Here is an 18,410-nt window from a genome sequence, read left to right as displayed (position 1 = left end):
ACTCGATGTGTGGTCTATCGCCCAAAGGAGCTTCATGCCCGAGCTGCCGCCGCGCGTTTTGGCGCCTTCGGAGTCAGTGTTCGTCGTCTCGGGCGCCACCGTGGCCCAGCACTGCTACGGCACGGGAGTGCTGAACGAGACCGCACTTGAGGATGCACTCGCCGGTCTGGTCGACAAGTACCCCCTGCTGGGCGGCAGGATCCACATGTCACGGCGCGGGTTCGAACTGCGATTCGCGCCTCGTCGCCGCCCAGCGGCTGTGTTCCTCGATGTCGGTGCCGCCGACATCGAGGACTATCCGATGGCCGGTAAGTCGGCATTGCCCATCGGGCAGGTCTGCTCGCTGCGGGTGTGTCGGTCCGGCGACAAATTCCGTGTGACGTTGCTTCTGCACCATGCCATCGCCGATGCCGATGCCGCCCTGGCATATTTCCACGACTTCTGGACGCTCTACACCGAGCGGATGCGAACGTCCGGTAACCGCGGGCGGCAGCTCGTGGCTGGACATCCGATTCCGGCGAGTTCGGAGACGCTGCTGCGCGCGCGTGGCTATGCAGAATCGGCATCCAGACAGGTGATGGATCTGCGTCCTGCATACCGGGGGCCCGAATCGATCTGGTCCGCATTGCGTCCACGTCGCGCCGAGCGAGCGCGCATTCACCTATCGGTGGAGCAGACCGACCGGCTGCTTGAGATCGGACGCACACACGGGATCACCCTAAACGGGCTCGTCAGCGCGGCATTGGCGCTCGCCGAACGGGAAATGTCGGGTAAAGATCGACTGTCCGTGGCAATTTCGTCCTTTGTCAACTTACGCGGACGGATCGATCCGCCGGTCGCTCCCACGGGCGGCACCAATGTGCTGGGCATCGCCGAGATGATTCTGGACGTCGACCGCCGCAGCGACGTGCTCGACCTTGCCCGCCAAGTGATCGCGGACATTCGCGATGGGCTGGAAACCACCCGCATCCATCAGACTGTGTTCGTCCGCAGCGGTGACGTGCGCCGGGCGCTAGCTCTGGCCAGGCGGTACTTCCTGCTGGTTCCGGCGGGGGGCCTGGTCCCGACCTTCACCGCCATCCAGATCACCAACTGGGGTCGCGTCTCGGAGTTCACCACTCCGGACGGTGTCGACATCAACGATTTTCGTTGCGGTGTGGAACTTCACGCCGTCAGCGCGTTCATCGCGACACGGGGCCTGGCGATGGTCGAGGGTCGCATCTACTTCGTGACCAGCTACAACGGTCGCCTGAGTATCGATTTCACCAAACTGACCGCCGGCGGCGGTGCCGTCCGAAGGATTGAGCAGATACTGCAGTTCGAGATCGAGAAGTTGATTCCCGCAACGGTTTTCGATTGACCTAACCGAGAAATTCCACGGCCAAAGGTCTCCGCGACGGTAGGAGGTACCGCAATGAGGTCACTTTTCGACACATCTGGTTGGGGTCGCGAGCAGATGGGATTCACCGATGATGTCGAGGTTCTCGACATCGCGGCGGCTGCGATCGGCAGCGTGGTGACCGCGGGCCTGTCTGCCCGGGCGGTCACGGCCGCGTTCTTCGCAACCGGCGCGCATATGTCAGGCGACGACGTGGTCTACATCCAGCACATCCAGTTCTTCGAAGCGGCCATCGCCGAAGAGGCCCTTTTGGACATGGTCGCCCAGGAACTGTCCGCAGCACGGGCGCCCACACTCGTCGACGACCCGGCCGCGCGGAAGGTGATTACGCTGGCCGCGGCGATGCAGGTTCCGAGGCCGCCGACGGCCCGGTGGTCGGGCGCGGTGGTGGCCCTGCACCTCGCTAACGCGCTCAACGTCCTGCGCGTCGATGTGGGCGTGGTGCGTGATCCTGTCGCGTGCCGATACTCCGTGGACGAACTCGTCACGCATGCACGCGTTGTGGTCCAGGACCTGCGGAGCGCCGAGGCGAACCGGGGACTGGGGTGAGGGCGGGCCACCGGGCGGTGGGACGTCGGGTGCGCCGGGGTATGCACGTGAGAGACTGGCGCCCATGAGCGGCGAGACCTCCAGTCAGACAAACGGGGCCACCCTGATCCTGCTGCGCCACGGCGAGAGCCAGTGGAACGCCAAAAACCTGTTCACCGGCTGGGTTGACGTCGACCTGACCGAAAAGGGCAGGTCAGAGGCACAGCGGGGCGGTGAGTTGCTCGCTCAGCAGGGGCTCCTGCCGGATATTCTCTTTACGTCGCTGCTGCGTCGCGCCATCAACACCGCGCACCTGGCCCTCGACACGGCCGACCGGCTGTGGATCCCGGTGGTGCGGGACTGGCGCCTCAACGAGCGTCACTACGGCGCGCTGCAGGGGCTGGATAAGGCGGAAACCAAGGCCAAGTACGGCGAGGACCAATTCATGGCCTGGCGCCGCAGCTATGACACTCCGCCGCCGCCCATCGAGCGGGGCAGCCACTACAGCCAGGATCAGGATCCTCGCTACGCCGATATCGACGGGGGACCGCTCACCGAATGTCTGGCCGACGTGGTGGCTCGGTTCGTGCCGTACTACGAAGAGGCCATTGTTCCCGAACTGCGCGCGGGCAAGACAGTTCTCGTTGCCGCTCATGGCAATTCGCTGCGTGCCCTGGTGAAGTACCTCGACGGCATCTCCGACGAGGAGATCGTCGGCCTCAACATCCCCACCGGCATTCCGTTGCGGTACGACCTCGACGAGAACCTCAAGCCGATCACCGCCGGGGGGGTCTACCTGGACCCGGAGGCTGCCGCCGCGGGAGCGGCGGCAGTAGCCAACCAGGGTGCGAAATAACCCCACTGTGAGCCTGGCGCCACCGGAAGATCGCCAATCGGCGAATATTCGGTGAACTCACGCCTAACACCTGTGCCGGAATATGTGACTTGCTCGGCATTTGGCCGCACGCTGCTGGGGTGACGTTCACCGAATGCGTACGCTTTTCGCGTGACCGCCGCATCGGCCCTTCTCGTCGCGACCGCTGCGCTCGCGGCGCTTGCTGTGGGCGCGGCGCTGGGCGTGTGGTACGCGCGTCGCCCATCGGCCCACGGAAACACCCGGAAGGGCTCGCAGGTAGCCCAGAGCGGCCTGACCGTCTCGCAGATGTTGGAGCGCATCGTCGCCATTTCACCGACCGGAATCGTGGTCGTCGACAAGCATCAGGATGTGGTCTTGGTCAACGCCCGCGCGCGAGAACTCGGCTTGGTGCGCGACCGTCAGCTCGACGAGCAGGCGTGGAACGCCGCGCAACGGACCCTGGTCTCCGGTGAGGACGTAGAAGTGGACCTGACCACCAAGCCGAAGGCACCGGGCCGTGTGGGGTTCTCTCTGCGCGGGCACGTGCGCCGGCTGTCCGACGCCGACACGCGCTGGGTGGTCATCTACGTCGACGACGACTCCGAGCACGTCCGCATGGAGGCCACCCGCCGCGATTTCGTGGCCAACGTAAGCCATGAACTCAAGACCCCCGTCGGTGCGATGGGTGTGCTCGCCGAGGCGCTGCTGGAATCCTCCGACGACCCCGAGACGGTGCGACATTTCGGCGAGCAGGTGCTTGCGGAGTCGCGCCGCCTGGGCAACATGGTCACCGAACTCATCGCGCTCTCACGGCTGCAGGGCGCCGAAAAGCTGCCCGACCTGGAGGTCGTGGACGTCGATTTCGTGGTATCCGAGGCGCTGACCCGGTCCAAGGTGGCCGCGGAGAACGCCGATATCGCGGTCACCACCGACGCGCCCAGCGGTTTCGAGGTACGCGGCGACCCCACGTTGCTCATCACCGCGATCAGCAATCTGGTGGCCAACGCGATCGCGTACTCCCCGCAGGGATCGCCGGTGTCGATCAGCCGCCGCCGTCGCGGCGACACGATCGAGATCGCGGTCACCGATCGCGGCATCGGGATCGCCAAAGAACATCAGGAGCGCGTCTTCGAGCGGTTTTTCCGGGTAGACAAGGCGCGCTCTCGTGACACCGGCGGCACCGGGCTGGGACTGGCGATCGTCAAGCACGTGGCGGCCAACCACAATGGCGTCATCAAGCTGTGGAGCCAGCCGGGCACCGGGTCGACTTTCACGCTATCCCTGCCCGTGTACGAAGACGACGCCGATGTCGATGTCGATGACGGCACCGATGCAGACTCGCCGGCCGACCACACCGCACACCGCAAAGAAGCGGCCAACCAAGTCCCACCGCAAGTACCCCCCAGCCGCTTACGCGAAGAGCACAAAGCGACTACACGAGAGGAACATGTACGTCGATGACCAGTGTCTTGATTGTTGAGGACGAAGACTCGCTGGCCGATCCGCTGGCCTTCCTGCTGCGTAAGGAGGGTTTCGAGGCGACCATCGTGAACGATGGCCCCTCGGCGCTCGCCGAGTTCGAGCGCGCGGGCGCCGACATCGTGCTGTTGGACCTCATGCTGCCCGGTATGAGCGGTACCGACGTCTGTAAGCAGCTGCGCGCCAAGTCCAGCGTTCCGGTGATCATGGTGACCGCACGCGACAGCGAGATCGACAAGGTCGTCGGTCTGGAGCTGGGTGCCGACGACTACGTGACCAAGCCGTACTCGGCACGTGAGCTCATCGCCCGCATCCGCGCGGTGTTGCGCCGCGGCTCGGATTCCGAAGAGACTGCCGCCGGTGACGGAGTGCTGGAGGCCGGGCCGGTGCGCATGGATGTGGACCGGCACACGGTATCGGTGAACGGGGAGGCGATCACCCTGCCGCTCAAGGAGTTCGACCTCCTCGAATACTTGATCCGCAACAGTGGACGGGTGCTGACCCGCGGCCAGTTGATCGACCGGGTCTGGGGTGCTGACTACGTGGGTGACACCAAGACCCTCGATGTGCACGTCAAGCGGTTGCGGTCCAAGATCGAGTCCGATCCCGCCAACCCGGTGCACCTGGTCACGGTGCGCGGCCTCGGTTACAAACTGGAAGGCTGAGTCCGATCGCACAGGTGCGCTAGCGCGGGCGTTTACACTCGGACGGCAATGTGAAACGCGCGCATCCGCGGGCGTGTCCGGTCCGTTCGGTCAGAAACGTCGATGGAGCAGCTAGTGGCGCAGGAGCCCCCTCGTCGAGGACGGCCCCCGGTGTCCGGATTGGCCGACAAACGGCGTCAGCAGATCGTCGACGCGGCCTTCGCGGCATTCACCGAAAACGGCTACGAACAGACCAGCATGTCCGACATCGCCAACCGGGCGGGTATGGGGCAGGGCACCGTCTACCGATACGTGGACAGCAAGCGCGAGGTTTTGGATCTGGTTTTCGACTACGGCGTGGAGCGGCTCGTCGACACGCTGGCGCTCGACGATTTTCTCGATGTCGTCGGTGGGACGGCCGGTATCGAAGAACGAAACGACATCATCATGGAGGGCGGCCGCCGCCTCTATGCGCTGGTGGACCAGGAGCCCGCGCTGCTGAAGCTGCTGACCGTCCAGTCGGCCGCCGCCGACAAGGAACTCAAGCAGCGAGTCGTCGGCATTCAGTCGATGCTCGACTCGTACGTGCAGCGAGGTTTGGACAGCGGCCGCCGGGCAGGTTGGCTGGTGGGGGACGCGCAGAACCAGGCCCTGTTGGGCAGACTCTTGCCGTCGTTGGTGCTGCCCGGCTTTCTGCTGGCCCAGAGTCGGCACGACAATCCCAGTACCCGAGAGCGTTTCGTGAGTACAGCCTCGCTGATCGCGGAGAAGGGCATTTTGCGCGACGGCGTCATCGCGCACTCCGGCGCGGACAGCGCCGCGGTGGAAATCGTTGACTCCATGCATGTTCCGGTGCCGGTTGCCGCCGACCGTCGTAACGAACTTCTCGACGCCGCGCTCGATTGCTTCCTGTCCGACGGCTATCACGCCGTCGGCGTGAATGAGATCGTCGAGCGGCTCGGTGTCAGCCATGGCACGTTCTACAACTACTACCAGAACAAGCGCGACCTACTCGATGCGTTGATGGTCCGCGAATTCTCGGCGATGGAACCGGTCCTGTCTCGACCAGTCGGCCGTCTCGATGCGCCTCAGGCCATCGAACACGCTCTTGCGCAAGGATTCCGAAACGCGCTGGAGGCGGTGGCCGCCCGGTTGCCGGCGCTGATCTTCGTGTGCACAGAGGCTGCCGGGGTGGATCCGGAGGCGTTGCAGTCGATTATTCAGTTCTTCCGCTTCGCGTCGGTGCGCAGTGAGCAGACCGTGTATTCGATGATCGGTGCCGACAGGATCGACCCGTCGATCGATACCGAGTTCCTGGGCCAGGCCTTTGTGTCCTTGCTGGTCGGCGGCGTCACGCTGATCGTCGATGACGACGGGCGGACGGACAGCATCGACGAGTACGCCCGAGCCATCACGCAGTTTTTGCTCTATGGTCTGAACCCAGCGTCCTAGATCAGCGCGGGAACGAAGGAGTACTCCCATCGGCGAACCAGTTGACAACGAGGTCAACGCAACTCGAGCGGGTGTGCCGCTGCGCGCCAAGAGGGCGGCAGCGCTGGGAAAGGTTGTCGCCGGTCACGCCGTACGTTCGGCGATAACAACGGCGATAAAGCCGATCTCCGCGGATGTGGCCGCGCGGCGGGACGCCGATATTCTGCGGTTCGCCGACGATCTGGTTGCCGTCGCAGGCTCGATGAAGGGTGCCGCGCAGAAGCTGGGGCAGCTGTTGTCGGTCGTGGACGTGGGCATCACGTCCGCATCGGCCAGGGATGAGTTCACCGCACGGCTGGCACCCCTATTCGACAATGCCCCAAGGGTTCCCGACGAGACGATGCATGCCTCGTTGGAGCGCGAGCTGGGCGACCTGAGGGCCCGGATTGTCAGCATCGATGCCGGTGCCATCGCCTCGGCCTCGATCGGACAGGTGTACCGGGGCCGTTTGGACGACGGGCGGATGGTCGCGGTCAAGATCCAGTACCCAGACATCGCGTCCAAGGTTCGCGCGGATCTGAAGAATCTGCAGCTGGTCACCAGGCTGGCGGCGAAGAAGATGCCGGCCAGCAATACTCAGGCCATCGTCGCGGAGGTGCAGCGGCAGATGATCAAGGAAGTGGATTATCGCACCGAGTTGGCGCATCACCAGCGGATCTTCGGTGTGTTCCGGGGGCATCCGGCCTTCCGCATTCCGGAACCGATTTCAGAACTGTGTACCGAACACGTCCTGGTCACCGAGTACCTCGACGGTGTGCCCTTCGACGCGCTGGCCGGCCAGGACCAGCCGGTACGCGACCGGGTGGGGGAGGCGATCTACCGCTTCTATTGCGGGGAGATGTACCGAACTGGCTTCTTCTGCGCCGATCCTCATCCCGGCAACATCATGCTGCTTCCCGACGGTCGGGTCGGTTTCGTCGACTTCGGGCTGTGCATGGATATGGACCCCGAGGATGCGGAGGTGCAGCGCAAGGTGTTTCGTGCGTTGCTCTCCGGAGATGACGACGCGGCATTCGAACTCGCCGTGGCGGCAGGATTCCTGGCAGATCCAGACGCCATGGAGCGCAGCGCCGCCACCGAATACATCCGCGCGGTCAGTAGCTGGCATCTGGCGGACGGAAGCGTGCGGATGACCCCGGATATCGCCAGGCGTTCGGTCGCCGACGCCGTGCTGCCCTCCTCCAAGTTCTATGAAGGCATTCGGAACCAGCGCTTGGTGGAGACGCACGCGATGGCGCGGCGCACGGAGATGTGCGTGGCCGCATTGCTCGGCAAGCTCGGTGCCGAGGCACCCTGGTCGGCGATTGCGCGCGAGTATCTCGGCCTGGCCGAGACCGCGACCGCTATGGGTGCGGACGTAGAAAGCTGGGCTCAACAGCGATAACAGCACACTCGGTGTGCTCGGGAATGCCGTCTTGTATTTTTGTGAATGGCATGTCAGTCTGTTAAACAACTGCCCGTGCTCGAGATCACCGAGGAGCGCCGATGACGGCCAATGTGGTGCCGCTGCATCAGGAGCGTGTGGAACTCACCCGCTCCGAGCGAGGGTCGCTGACGGTTCTGCTGCGATTGGGGCGGGTCGCGATCCGCCTCGTCGCCTATCCGGTGATTGCGCTATGGGCGCGGTATCCACATTTGCCATGGCCGTATCGAGTCGTGGATCTTGTGGCCGTCGTACTCAGACCCGTTCGGGGAGTGCGCCGCAGACGCGTGCGGCTCACCCACTGTCAGGCAGAGCTCATGTCGCCGGGCAACGGCCCGTCACATGGCGCCGTGCTCTACCTGCACGGCGGCGCGTTCGTCGTCGGAGGCCTGAATTCACACCGCAGGCTGGTCTCACGCATCGTCATGACCGCCGGTGTCACGTCTCTTGCCGTCAACTATCGCAAGCTGCCGGGACACCCGGTTTCGGCGGCCGTTGAGGATGCCCTCGACGGATTCCGGTTGCTCATCGACATGGGGTACCAACCCTCGCAGATCGCGATCGCCGGGGATTCCGCCGGCGGCTTCCTTGCCCTGATCACGAGTCTGATCGCGCAGCGTCGTGGCTACGGTTCGTCGGGCGCACTGGTGTGCATTTCGCCTCTGGTCCAACGGGACCCGGCCGGCAAGCTGGTATTGGCCGCCCAATCCGACGACCCGCTGTTCCCGGAGGCGGCGTTGATCGCGATGGAACGCCTCATGCTCTGCGCCGAGACAGACCCGGCAGAACTCGCGGTTCTGGACAGTTTCGTGGAGGGCAACCGCGCCACTCTGGCCTGCCTACCGCCGACGCTTCTTCAGGTGGGCAGTGACGAGATCCTGCGCCCCGACGCCGAATTCGCTGCAGCCCGGCTGGCCGAGGCCGGGGTGCCCGTCGAACTGCAGATATGGAGGAATCAGGTGCACGTCTTTCAGGTCGCCGCGGATGTACTCGTGGATGCGAGGGCTGCCGTTGGGGAGATCGCGGACTTCATCCGGGCGCATGTTGGGCAGCCGGCGGCATGAAGTTCACGGAGATTCAGACGCAGGGCGCCGTCGCCTTGGTGACGGGCGGAGCCCGGGGAATCGGACTTTCCATCGCCCACCGACTCGCACGGATGGGAGCTCGGGTGGTCATTGCCGACCTAGACGGCAATGCGGCCGTCGAAGCCGCACGTGAGGTCGGTTCGGGAGCGCGAGGTTTCGTGCTGGACGTGACCGAACTCGACGAGTATGCGCGGGTCGTGTCCGAAGTCGAGGAGTCCGTCGGTCCCATCGACATCGTGGTGAACAACGCGGGAATCATGCCCGTGGGCCCGCTGCTGGAAGAGCCTCGTGGGGTGGCCGAGGCGACGATGCGGGTCAATTTCTGGAGCCACTACATCTCTTTCCAGGTGCTCGCGCCGCGGATGATCGCCCGGGGGAGAGGGCATTTCATCAACGTGACGTCGGCAGCCGGTGCCATCCACTCGCCCGGTCTGGCGAGTTATGTCGCCTCGAAGCATGCCGCTACCGGATTCGCGCGCAGCGCCCGCGAGGAGCTCGTGGGCACGGGCGTGACGATCTCGACCGTGATGCCGTCGGCGGTGCGCACGCAACTGGTGGACGGCATCCCGTTCAAATGGTGGGAGAAGCTGGGGATCATTCCGCCGGGATGGGTGGCACGCGATGCGGTAGCAACCTTACGGCGTAGGCCCGCGGTGGTGGGTTCGCCACGGGGCACCGTCCTGGCGCTTCGCCTGCAGCATTTGGTCCCGGAGTGGCTATGGCTGCTCGGTCGAAGAGTCGTGAACGCCGACAGAACGGTTGGGCCCGTGGATCGTCTAGCCCGCAGTGAGTATGACGGCCGTATCGACCGGCAGGTCGGGGCTGCCCTATGAGTGCGCCCGAGCACGAAACCGTCATCATCGGTGCGGGGATAGGTGGACTTGGGGCGGCCATCGGGTTGAAGCGAGCTGGTCTCACCGACTTCGTCATCCTCGAGCGCTCGGCGGGGATCGGTGGTACCTGGTACAACAACCACTACCCCGATGTCGCAGTGGACGTTCCGGGGATTGTCTACCAGTTCTCCTTTGCGAAGAACCCGAACTGGTCGCGCACCTTCCCGAAGGGGCGCGAGGTGCAGCAGTACATTGCCGGCCTGGTGGATCAGTACCGCCTGAACGACCATCTCCGGCTGGGGCACGAGGTCATGGAGCGGGTCTGGGACGAGGACAACCACCTGTGGCGACTGACCCTGGCCGACGGCCGCCTCATCACGTCCCGGTTTGTCATCACCGCCGTCGGCGCTTTCGTCGAACCCAAGGTTCCCGATATCGCCGGTCTGGAGTCATTCGGTGGCAAGGTCATCCAGACCCAGAACTGGGACCATGATTTCGATCTGGCGGGCAAGAGAATCGCCGTGATCGGCACCGGAGCCACCTCGGTTCAGCTCATTCCACAAATGGCGCGAGTCGCATCGCATCTGGATGTGTACCAACGCCGTGCCATCTGGGTCTTCGCCAAACCCGACTTCCCGATACCGCGTATCGCACGGTGGGCACTGAAGTACGTTCCGGGCTTGCAGTCGTTGATTCGTGGCGTCGCGGCGGCCGCAGTGGAAGTAGGCCTTGTCGCGATCACCGTGTATGGCAAGCAGATTGCCCCGATAACCCTCGTGCCCAACTGGGCATGTCGCGCCTTTCTGTTCAGCCAGGTACGTGATCGGGAACTGCGTAAGAAGCTGACGCCGGAGTACGGCTTCGGATGCAAGCGCCCCAGCGTGTCGAACATCTACTACCGGACCTTCACCGAGCCGCACGTCGACCTGGTCACCGATCCGATCGCGGAGATCACGCCAACCGGTGTGCGTACCAGGGACGGGGTGCATCGCGATATCGATGTGCTGGTGCTTGCCACGGGATTCGAGATGTCGCAGAGCCCGGAGGTCTATCGCGCGCGCCCTGTCAAGGGGCGCAACGGCTTCGACCTTGCGGACTACTACGAGAACAATCGTGCCCGAGCCTACGAGGGTGTCACGATGCCCCAGTTGCCCAATACCTTCATGGTCTTTGGGCCATTCGCGTGGAGCGGCAGCTCCTGGCACGTGATGGTGGAGAACGCCACGCGTATCGCGGTGCGAGTCATCACCGAGGCGCGCAAGCGGGGGGCCACGGCGTTCGCGGTGACGGAAGAGGCCAATAACAGATTCTTTGAGTTCATCGCGCCCAAAGCCGAGTCGACGCTCATGCATGGCCGCGCCTGCGTCAACGCCAACTCGTACTACATCGACCGCCACGGCGACTTCTCGTTCCTGCGGCCCACCACGGCGTACCAGTCGACGCGAGCCAGCAAGCGGTTTCCGCTGGACGACTTCCGCTTTGATCGGCTGCCGGCGGACGGCAGCGTTGTCCCCTTGCCGGAAACCGCTGCCGCCCGGTCGAACTAGATTTTCACCCTTGTGTTCAGTTTCAGTGAGGAGCTCTCATGACGACATCAACTCCCGACCATCACGTGGTTGTGATCGGCTCGGGTGTCGGAGGCCTGTGTGCAGGTGTACGTCTCAAACAAGCCGGGATCGAGGATTTCGTCATCGTCGATCGGGCGGCGGACCTGGGCGGGACATGGCGGGACAATGTGTACCCGGGTATCGCGGTGGACATCCCGTCGGTGATCTACCAGTACTCGTTCTTCCGTAATCCCCAGTGGTCCAGGGTGTTCGCGCCGGGCGACGAGGTCCAGGCCTATCACCAGCGTGTCGCGGAGAGCTTCGGTCTGCATTCACACTTCCGGTTCGGGGTGGATGTCCGCAGTGAGGAATGGGACGAGGAGCACCATCACTGGCGGCTGAACCTCGCCGACGGCTTGGTGATTACCGCGCGGTTTGTGGTGTCGGCGATCGGCCCCTTCTTCGATCCAAAGCAGCCCGATATCAAGGGGATCGAGAGCTTCGCGGGGACCCGAGTGACGCCGGTGCAGTGGCTGCCGGAACACGACGTGCGGGGCAAGCGGGTGGCGGTGATCGGTACTGGTGCTACCGGTGTGCAGCTCTCCGGAGCAATAGCGGACGACACCGCGTCACTGACGGTATTCCAGCGGACGCCGGTCTATTGCATACCCAAACCTGATTTTCGGATCCCGGCGATAGCCCAATGGGCACTGCGTATTCCGGGACTTGCCTCCGCGATCGAATGGGGGGCTCTGGTCGGCGGGAGCGCGGGGTTGTGGTTCCTGATCCACACTCCTGGCGCGGTGATGCGACCGCTGATGCGACAGTTCGACCGCGCCGGGCGGGCTCTGTACGGGGCCTATCTGCGTGCCGTGGTCAAGGACAAACGGGTTGCAAGAGATCTTCTTCCCTCCTTCGGTCCGTTGGGGAATCGGCCGACGCTCAACTCCGACTTCCCTCGGGTGTTCAACAAACCGCATTGCTCCCTGGTCACCACCCCGATCGCAGAGGTGGTGCCCGAAGGAGTCCGGACCGTCGACGGAACGGTTCACGAGGCTGACTTTCTCATCACGGCAACGGGTTTCGACCTGTTCTCCGAGCCGGCCTCCTACAAACGAGGACGCGTGGTCGGCGCGCAAGGCCGTGATCTTGGCGAATTCTTCGATTCCCACGGCATGCGGGCCTACGAAAGCGTCTCGATCACCGGGTTTCCGAACCGTTGGATCATCGTCGGGCCATACTCCTGGACAGGTAACGGTGGCTGGCATGGGCTCGCCGACACCGCGGTCACCCACATCGTCCGTGCCATTTCGTTGGCGGGTGAACGTCGAGCCACGCGCATGGAGGTGCGGCAGGAAGCGCTGGACCGCTTCCACCAGCTCATGCTGCGCAACGGGCGGAACTTGAAGTACTACTTCACCGAGCTCAATCACAATGTGCGTTCTTACTGGAAGAACGCCGATGACGACGTCCCGCTGTTGCGCCCCACCACCACCCTGCAGGCGCGACGTGCGGCCCGGAACTTCCCGGCCGAAGACTATGCCTACGAGCAGCATCCCGCGAGCGCTGATTCCACTGCGGCCGTGGAGCGTTCGCAGGAGACCGTCTCACGGTGAGCTGGCCGATGCTTGCGCCCAAATACCTGATCCCCGTGGCGGACGACACCGCGTTCGAATCGGCCGCCATCGTGCTGCGCACCTCTCATACCTTTCCGGTGCCCATCGGTCAGGTGTGGGCGGCGCTGGACAGCGATCACGCGTGGTCCTGGCTTCCGTTCGGTTGTGGCGTGCGGTACGACGAATCGCAGCGTCGTGTCGGCCTGGAACGTGAGATGGGCACGGTATCGGCGCCATGGCGGTTTCTATGGATCCAGCGCGAGAGATTCTGGCGATATGAACCGCCGCATCGCATCACCTACTGCGCGGTGGCGGGCACCTGGCCGCTGCTGAAGCTGTGGGCAGAGGACTACGTGCTCACCAGCGTTCCCGGAGGCTGCAGGCTCGAGTGGACCGTCGCGTTAACCCCGCGCTTTGTTTCGTGGCTGCCGCTGCGATGGCTGCAGCCTCTCCTGCGGGCGGTCTTCACGTGGGGGCTACGGCCCGGATTGCACTCGCTCATCGAACTGTTGGACGGCTCGAGCCAGAATCGCTAGCGGCCCTGCACCCGGCGGTTGGTCTCCACCCGTTGGGCATCCGGCCAAATCGATTTGGCGGCAGGTGAATCGCAGAACACCGGCGAATCCTGCCAGTCCATGTCGATGGCCCCCAGGCCGGCCTGCTTGTGGATCATGCAGCTTGCGGTGAGCACCTTGCGGGTATCGAGGTCGACTTCCTCGGCGGTCATGGTCAACGTGACGATGTGGGTGTATCCGGCGGCGGTCGGCAGGTAGAAATCGAGGTCACGGCTGGAAAAGGCGCCGCTGTTGACCACGATGTACCCATCACCGCTGGGGTAGATGGCCTGCCCGAACATCTGCACCCGCTCGAAGTGGGTGGTCTGCTTTTCGGCCCGCCACACCGAAAACCGGGTGTTGACGGCACCATTCATGACGCGGGTGGAGATCGGGATGATCATCTCATCACGGCCGTCACCGTCGATGTCCTGCAGACCGGCCGGTGCGGGGCTGGAGGGCTCCAGCAGTTCGTTCACCTCTTGGAGCTTGTTACCGGAGGCATCTTTGATGGTGACCCTGGCCGACAGCGGCGGATAGTCCGGTGCGTCGTTGTTGTCAGGGTGTGGCCGCCAGTACTCGACGTCGAAGGTGATCCCGGTGCCATCGGCCGCGGACAGGCGGCAATCCGTGTGTGCCCGGGGACTTTCCGGGACAATCACCGTACTTCTGCTCGGGCAGGGCGGCAATGCCGCCCGCGCCACCGCCACCGGATGGACGGCCTGAGCCGACGCCAGCACGGCGGCCGCGGCGATACCCGCGCCCAGACCACGCATGTGCCGTGTCATTGCCTACTTCTGACCGGGGAGCGCGGGCAACGGTGGGAGCGAGGGCACGGGCGCCTTGCCGGGCGCGCCCTGCTCGGGAAGCAGCTTCTGATCGCCGGGATGCATGATGGTGCCGGTGGAGTTGGCGTTCTTGGGGCCGATATCGGTCACCTGCCACCCGTCGCCGTCTTTCTTGACGGTGATCTGCAGCACCAGTGTGGTCGCCCGCGGCTCCGGGTTCTGCACGTTCCGGGTGGTCTGGCGGGTGGTGACCACCACCTGATAGATACCGTTCTGCTGGGCGACGGCATCCGAGGCGATGATCTCGCCCTTGGACGTCACCTGTGCCTGCAGCATGATGGCCTTGAGCAGCTTCTCGGCATCGCTGTACTTGTTCTTCAGCGGTTCGGCGGCATTCTCTTTGACGTTCTTGAAGAAGCCGTCGGGGTCCTCGAAGCTGTAGGTAAGCGACTTCATCGCGTATGCGGATGCCGCGTCGGTGGCCGCGGTGCGTTCGGTATCGCCCGAACGCGTGGCGGCGAGAGCATCGGACAACTTCTGGTATTGCCAGCCCCCGAAGATCGCACCCACGATGCCCAAGGTGAGCAGGCCGAAGGTGATCCACTTCCAGATGTTGGGACCGCTATCGCCCTCGACCGGATCCGCCTGTTGTTCAACGGCCTTGGCCCGTTTCGCCGGTTTCGCCTTCGGCTCGGCCGCGGTGTCGTCTGTGGTCGTGTCGGCGGTTGACTTGGTCGCCAGTTGCGCGAGTTCATCGGGATCTGCGTCATCCAGGGTGAGCGCACGCTCGTCGATGTCGGTCATGATCCAGGCCTTCCTGCTGTTGCTGCTTGGGGAGCTGATGTCGGTTTGGGTGGGGTGGTCGGGGTGGCGGCCGGCTGCGACGGGCGGGCTCCCGGCTGGGCGGACGCGGGCTGGGGTGCTGTGGGTTGCGGCCACTCGGGTACGCCGAGATGGATGCGCAGCCCGCCCTGGTTGTTGAAGGTCGAATCCCAGAAATCCAGCCAGTGCCCAGCGTCCAGCTTGAGATCGCGTAGCGGCGCGACGACCGGTTCCAGGACGGTGACGAATTCTGAAAGCGGTTCGGACAGCGCCTGGACGTAGTCGACGAGCTTTTGCACGAGGTCGGTCAGCGGCTTTCCATCACCCGCACCGGCTTCCACGAGGGGTTCGAGCTTCTGGATCACCTGCACCAGGCTCACCAAGCCGTCCACGCTGTTCGGAATGGTCTTGGCGGATTGCTTCAAGATGTCACCGGCCCGGATCTCACCGAGACCGTTGGTCAAGGTCGACATGTTGCCGATCAGCTGACCCAGATAGTGTTTGTCATCCTGCACCATCTGCGCGAACAGCCTTGTGGTGGTGGCCAACTCGTCGATGGTCTTGGTGTTGTCCACAAATCCGGCCGCCACGTTGTTCAGGGTTATCTGCAGATCGTCGGCGTTCATGGCCTGCATGAGCGCGTTGCCCTTCTGCAGTAGATCGCTGACGGTGTAGACCGGTGCCGCCTTCGATGCGGGGATCACTGCTCCGTCGCTGTAGTACGGCGCCTCGATGCGAACGGGTTTGAATTCCACGTACTGTTCGCCCGCTGCCGAGAGGTTCTGAACGCTGACCTCGCTGTCAACGGGGATGGGGTAGCCGCTGTCGACGGCCATCGAGACCGCCAAACCCGTTGGGGTGGCCTGAATGTTGGTGACCCTTCCCACCTTGATCCCACGCAGGGTGACCTGCGAGGTGGACATCAAGCCGCCCGAGCTCTCCAGCATGAGCGTCATGTGATGGGTCTTGTTGGTCGAGGCGATGTCGAGAACACCGAAGGCCATGTAGACGGCGCCGACCAGAGAGATGATCGAGAGCACCGCGAGGGTGACCAGGACGTTGAGTCTCATCGCACCAGCCCCATCGTCTGCATGTTCCGGATCACCGAATCGGCGCGTTCCCCTGGGCTGACACCCAGTGTGCCGTCGGGAGTCTGGATATCGGTGACGGTGTACTTGGGGCCGCCGTCCTTGAAGAAGGGAATGATCCTGTCACGGATGGTTCGAACCATCTTGTCGCCGAGTACCGGGATGGTGGTATCGGCGGTGGAGGCGCTGTGGATGAACGGAGTGAGGTAGGACAGTATCTGCATGAGGTTCGGATAGTCCAGGATCTGTGAGATCTGCCGTCCGAACTCGGCCCCATAGATGATCAGATCGCTAAGGCTGAGAACCACTTTGGCCAGTGAAGGCAACTTGGTCGGGCCCTCGGTGAGCAACCGTCGATACGTTCCCTTGTTGGCTCGGAAGGTCTCGCTGATGGTTTGCATGTTGGTCAGGATCTTGTTGATGGTGTCCTGGTTGTTGGACAGGTCGTTGATGATTCCGGCCAGCGCACGATGAATGCGATCGAGTTCCTCCGGCGGGGGGAAGGCGCTGTTCATGTTGGCGACGGTGGTTTGCATGGTGTTGAGGCTGCCCCCGCCGATCAGGTTCGACATGGAGCGCATGAGGTCTTCCACGTTCGCGGCCGGAACCGTGTCCGCCAGCGCGATCGTGTCCCCGTTCTGCAGCTGGGCGGGAACCGGATTCGCGGGCGAGATCATGGCGATGTAGATGTCCCCGAGCACGGTGGCCTGCCGGAGCTCGGCCTTGACGTTCTTCGGGAATTTGGCGCCGCCGTCGATGTCCACGTACACCACCGGCGTGGTGCCCTTGAGCTCCACCCGGTCCAGCAGACCGACCTGGACGCCGCCCGAGTCGACTTTTGCCCGCCCGGGCAGATTCAGCACGCTGGAGAACTCGATCTTGACCCGGTACGTGTCTTTCGGGATGTAGGCGCCGGGCATGGGCATCTTGGTGGGGTCGAGGGCCTCGCTCGAGCACGCCGGGACCACAGCGAGTGCCGTGGTGAGCAGCAAGGTCAGTACGCGTCGCATCATGACAGTGCCGCCCCCATGATCAGGTTCGTCAAGCCGAGGGTCACCGGGTCCGAGGCGGTGCCGGGCGCGCAGGCGGCCTGGGAGCCCGGGGTGTTGCGGTCGCGCAGATTCTGGCAGATGGCACTGGCCTGCTCGGGTGAGATGGCAACGCGCGGAGGTACATAGGTGACGTTGTGGGTCTTGGTGTTAGGCAGATAGATGTCATCGGCCAGCCAATTGATCATGGGTGGCAAGGTGTTGAAGAACGTCAGGATGTGCGGGGTGTACGCATTGAGGATATCGCGTATCCAGGGCACCAGTTTGTCGAAGACGTTCTTGTACAGCCGGCCGGCCGCGCGCTGCACCATGCCGTTCAGTGTCGGAAGAATGGTTGTCAAGTAGTCGAGACCGCTGGCGAAGTTATCGGAGATGCCCGCGATCAACCGGGCCACGTCGGGGAGCGACTTGACCACGCCCGAGAACTCATTCCAGTACTGCAACCAGTTCGACGTGACGATGGCGCTGTTCTCGAACAGCTGCCGGTAGTCCGCATCGGCCTTATAGGGGTCACCCACCATCGTGGTGAGGTTGTTGAGCATTTCCTTGAACCCGGGACCAACGCCGTCAAGGGATCTGGCCGCCCCCTTGAGGGTCTTGTTGAGTGCCTGCACGCCGGGCGAGTTCGCCGGATCCTGTCCAGGCGCTGCCTGCATCAGGGTGTCGGCGAGCTGACCGATGGCAGAGAACGATTCGGTGACGGTGACCGGTGTTCTGGTGTTCTCCGTCGAGATGCATTGGTCTCCAGCGAATTTAGGGCCTTCGCTCCATGACCGGGTGAGTTCGATGCTGCGATTGGTGATCACCGACTGCGAATAACTGGCGGCGCCCACATCGGCGGGCAGCTCCATATCTTCGGGGATCTCGAAGTCGACCTGAACGTGATCGGTTTTGTTCGCGACCTCCGTCACCGTCCCGATCTCGACACCGAGGAGCAAAACCTTGTTGCCCTTGTACAAACCGGACCCGTCCCGGAAATTGGCACAGAGCGCTCGGGTGTGGTCCAGCAGCGGGATATGGGCATTTCCCAGATACGGCATCACGAGGTTCTTGACCGCGGGGAAGATGGTGCGCGCGCCGAAGATTCCGGCGGTGGCCACCACCGCAACGAGCACCAGGGCGATGGCGCTCACCGAGCCCGCGCGCGCGGCGGGCCGCATTGCCGCGATGCGGTTCGCGATGTTCTGAATGAATACTGGCTGTGTCAT

General features: G+C 63.8%; 17 protein-coding genes. 12 read left to right on the top strand and 5 right to left on the bottom strand.

All coding sequences use genetic code 11. The annotated features are described in order from the left end of the window. Window positions 1-34 precede the first annotated feature (34 nt). From MYCSP_RS19100 to MYCSP_RS19045, 12 genes are all read left to right on the top strand, one after another. Window positions 35-1,360: a phthiocerol/phthiodiolone dimycocerosyl transferase family protein gene (locus tag MYCSP_RS19100; RefSeq protein WP_088414738.1), complete on the top strand. Its 1,326-nt coding sequence runs from the start codon at window positions 35-37 to the stop codon at window positions 1,358-1,360. 54 nt (window positions 1,361-1,414) lie between these two features. Further along, window positions 1,415-1,948, top strand: a complete 534-nt coding sequence (locus tag MYCSP_RS19095; protein WP_131822106.1) for a hypothetical protein — start codon at window positions 1,415-1,417, stop codon at window positions 1,946-1,948. 64 nt (window positions 1,949-2,012) lie between these two features. Beyond that, on the top strand, window positions 2,013-2,783 hold the full coding sequence (locus MYCSP_RS19090) for a phosphoglyceromutase (protein WP_070909205.1): 771 nt from the start codon (window positions 2,013-2,015) through the stop codon (window positions 2,781-2,783). A 150-nt stretch (window positions 2,784-2,933) separates the two neighbouring features. Then, window positions 2,934-4,244, top strand: coding sequence for a sensor histidine kinase (locus MYCSP_RS19085; protein ID WP_088414736.1), 1,311 nt, complete (start codon window positions 2,934-2,936; stop codon window positions 4,242-4,244). After that, window positions 4,241-4,927 (top strand): response regulator transcription factor, encoded by a 687-nt coding sequence (locus MYCSP_RS19080; RefSeq protein WP_070909207.1) that lies wholly within the window; start codon window positions 4,241-4,243, stop codon window positions 4,925-4,927. Before MYCSP_RS19085 ends, MYCSP_RS19080 begins: the two co-directional genes overlap by 4 nt. 150 nt (window positions 4,928-5,077) lie before the next feature. Continuing rightward, complete coding sequence (locus tag MYCSP_RS19075) at window positions 5,078-6,358, top strand: TetR/AcrR family transcriptional regulator (protein ID WP_162266383.1); 1,281 nt, start codon at window positions 5,078-5,080, stop codon at window positions 6,356-6,358. A gap of 73 nt (window positions 6,359-6,431) precedes the next feature. Then, on the top strand, window positions 6,432-7,781 hold the full coding sequence (locus tag MYCSP_RS19070; RefSeq protein ID WP_162266267.1) for an ABC1 kinase family protein: 1,350 nt from the start codon (window positions 6,432-6,434) through the stop codon (window positions 7,779-7,781). A gap of 101 nt (window positions 7,782-7,882) precedes the next feature. Next, window positions 7,883-8,884, top strand: coding sequence for an alpha/beta hydrolase (locus MYCSP_RS19065; RefSeq protein WP_088414732.1), 1,002 nt, complete (start codon window positions 7,883-7,885; stop codon window positions 8,882-8,884). After that, window positions 8,881-9,738, top strand: coding sequence for an SDR family NAD(P)-dependent oxidoreductase (locus MYCSP_RS19060; protein ID WP_083014980.1), 858 nt, complete (start codon window positions 8,881-8,883; stop codon window positions 9,736-9,738). Before MYCSP_RS19065 ends, MYCSP_RS19060 begins: the two co-directional genes overlap by 4 nt. Next, window positions 9,735-11,285, top strand: a complete 1,551-nt coding sequence (locus MYCSP_RS19055) for a flavin-containing monooxygenase (protein ID WP_088414730.1) — start codon at window positions 9,735-9,737, stop codon at window positions 11,283-11,285. Before MYCSP_RS19060 ends, MYCSP_RS19055 begins: the two co-directional genes overlap by 4 nt. A gap of 38 nt (window positions 11,286-11,323) precedes the next feature. Beyond that, complete coding sequence (locus MYCSP_RS19050) at window positions 11,324-12,901, top strand: flavin-containing monooxygenase (RefSeq protein ID WP_088414728.1); 1,578 nt, start codon at window positions 11,324-11,326, stop codon at window positions 12,899-12,901. A gap of 8 nt (window positions 12,902-12,909) precedes the next feature. After that, window positions 12,910-13,437, top strand: a complete 528-nt coding sequence (locus MYCSP_RS19045; protein WP_088415673.1) for an SRPBCC family protein — start codon at window positions 12,910-12,912, stop codon at window positions 13,435-13,437. Here the strand turns inward: MYCSP_RS19045 and MYCSP_RS19040 are convergent. From MYCSP_RS19040 to MYCSP_RS19020, 5 genes are read right to left on the bottom strand one after another with little or no spacing between them, the layout of a single operon-like run. Beyond that, the gene (locus tag MYCSP_RS19040; RefSeq protein ID WP_088414726.1) at window positions 13,434-14,243 is read right to left on the bottom strand and encodes a hypothetical protein; all 810 of its coding nucleotides are present in this window, start codon (window positions 14,241-14,243) and stop codon (window positions 13,434-13,436) included. The two genes, MYCSP_RS19045 and MYCSP_RS19040, sit on opposite strands and share 4 nt — an antisense overlap. Before the next feature lie 3 nt (window positions 14,244-14,246). Further along, complete coding sequence (locus MYCSP_RS19035; RefSeq protein ID WP_070909215.1) at window positions 14,247-15,047, bottom strand: hypothetical protein; 801 nt, start codon at window positions 15,045-15,047, stop codon at window positions 14,247-14,249. Continuing rightward, the gene (locus MYCSP_RS19030) at window positions 15,044-16,135 is read right to left on the bottom strand and encodes an MlaD family protein (protein ID WP_062920091.1); all 1,092 of its coding nucleotides are present in this window, start codon (window positions 16,133-16,135) and stop codon (window positions 15,044-15,046) included. Before MYCSP_RS19030 ends, MYCSP_RS19035 begins: the two co-directional genes overlap by 4 nt. Then, window positions 16,132-17,166: an MlaD family protein gene (locus MYCSP_RS19025; protein ID WP_070909216.1), complete on the bottom strand. Its 1,035-nt coding sequence runs from the start codon at window positions 17,164-17,166 to the stop codon at window positions 16,132-16,134. Before MYCSP_RS19025 ends, MYCSP_RS19030 begins: the two co-directional genes overlap by 4 nt. After that, complete coding sequence (locus tag MYCSP_RS19020; RefSeq protein ID WP_162266266.1) at window positions 17,163-18,410, bottom strand: MlaD family protein; 1,248 nt, start codon at window positions 18,408-18,410, stop codon at window positions 17,163-17,165. The genes MYCSP_RS19025 and MYCSP_RS19020 overlap by 4 nt, the downstream gene beginning before the upstream one ends.

It is taken from the genome of Mycobacteroides saopaulense (assembly GCF_001456355.1).
Lineage (GTDB): Bacteria > Actinomycetota > Actinomycetes > Mycobacteriales > Mycobacteriaceae > Mycobacterium > Mycobacterium saopaulense.
The sequence above is the reverse complement of the archived record's forward strand: the minus strand, read 5'-3'. Positions and strand labels throughout refer to the sequence as shown.

Bases quoted from the DNA above. Each gene is read 5' to 3' on its own strand.
- MYCSP_RS19100 (WP_088414738.1), top strand. From the start codon at position 35: ATGCCCGAGCTGCCGCCGCGCGTTTTGGCGCCTTCGGAGTCAGTGTTC.
- MYCSP_RS19095 (WP_131822106.1), top strand. From the start codon at position 1,415: ATGAGGTCACTTTTCGACACATCTGGTTGGGGTCGCGAGCAGATGGGA.
- MYCSP_RS19090 (WP_070909205.1), top strand. From the start codon at position 2,013: ATGAGCGGCGAGACCTCCAGTCAGACAAACGGGGCCACCCTGATCCTG.
- MYCSP_RS19080 (WP_070909207.1), top strand. From the start codon at position 4,241: ATGACCAGTGTCTTGATTGTTGAGGACGAAGACTCGCTGGCCGATCCG.
- MYCSP_RS19065 (WP_088414732.1), top strand. From the start codon at position 7,883: ATGACGGCCAATGTGGTGCCGCTGCATCAGGAGCGTGTGGAACTCACC.
- MYCSP_RS19060 (WP_083014980.1), top strand. From the start codon at position 8,881: ATGAAGTTCACGGAGATTCAGACGCAGGGCGCCGTCGCCTTGGTGACG.
- MYCSP_RS19055 (WP_088414730.1), top strand. From the start codon at position 9,735: ATGAGTGCGCCCGAGCACGAAACCGTCATCATCGGTGCGGGGATAGGT.
- MYCSP_RS19050 (WP_088414728.1), top strand. From the start codon at position 11,324: ATGACGACATCAACTCCCGACCATCACGTGGTTGTGATCGGCTCGGGT.
- MYCSP_RS19045 (WP_088415673.1), top strand. From the start codon at position 12,910: ATGCTTGCGCCCAAATACCTGATCCCCGTGGCGGACGACACCGCGTTC.
- MYCSP_RS19040 (WP_088414726.1), bottom strand. From the start codon at position 14,243: ATGACACGGCACATGCGTGGTCTGGGCGCGGGTATCGCCGCGGCCGCC.
- MYCSP_RS19035 (WP_070909215.1), bottom strand. From the start codon at position 15,047: ATGACCGACATCGACGAGCGTGCGCTCACCCTGGATGACGCAGATCCC.
- MYCSP_RS19030 (WP_062920091.1), bottom strand. From the start codon at position 16,135: ATGAGACTCAACGTCCTGGTCACCCTCGCGGTGCTCTCGATCATCTCT.
- MYCSP_RS19025 (WP_070909216.1), bottom strand. From the start codon at position 17,166: ATGATGCGACGCGTACTGACCTTGCTGCTCACCACGGCACTCGCTGTG.
- MYCSP_RS19020 (WP_162266266.1), bottom strand. From the start codon at position 18,410: ATGACACAGCCAGTATTCATTCAGAACATCGCGAACCGCATCGCGGCA.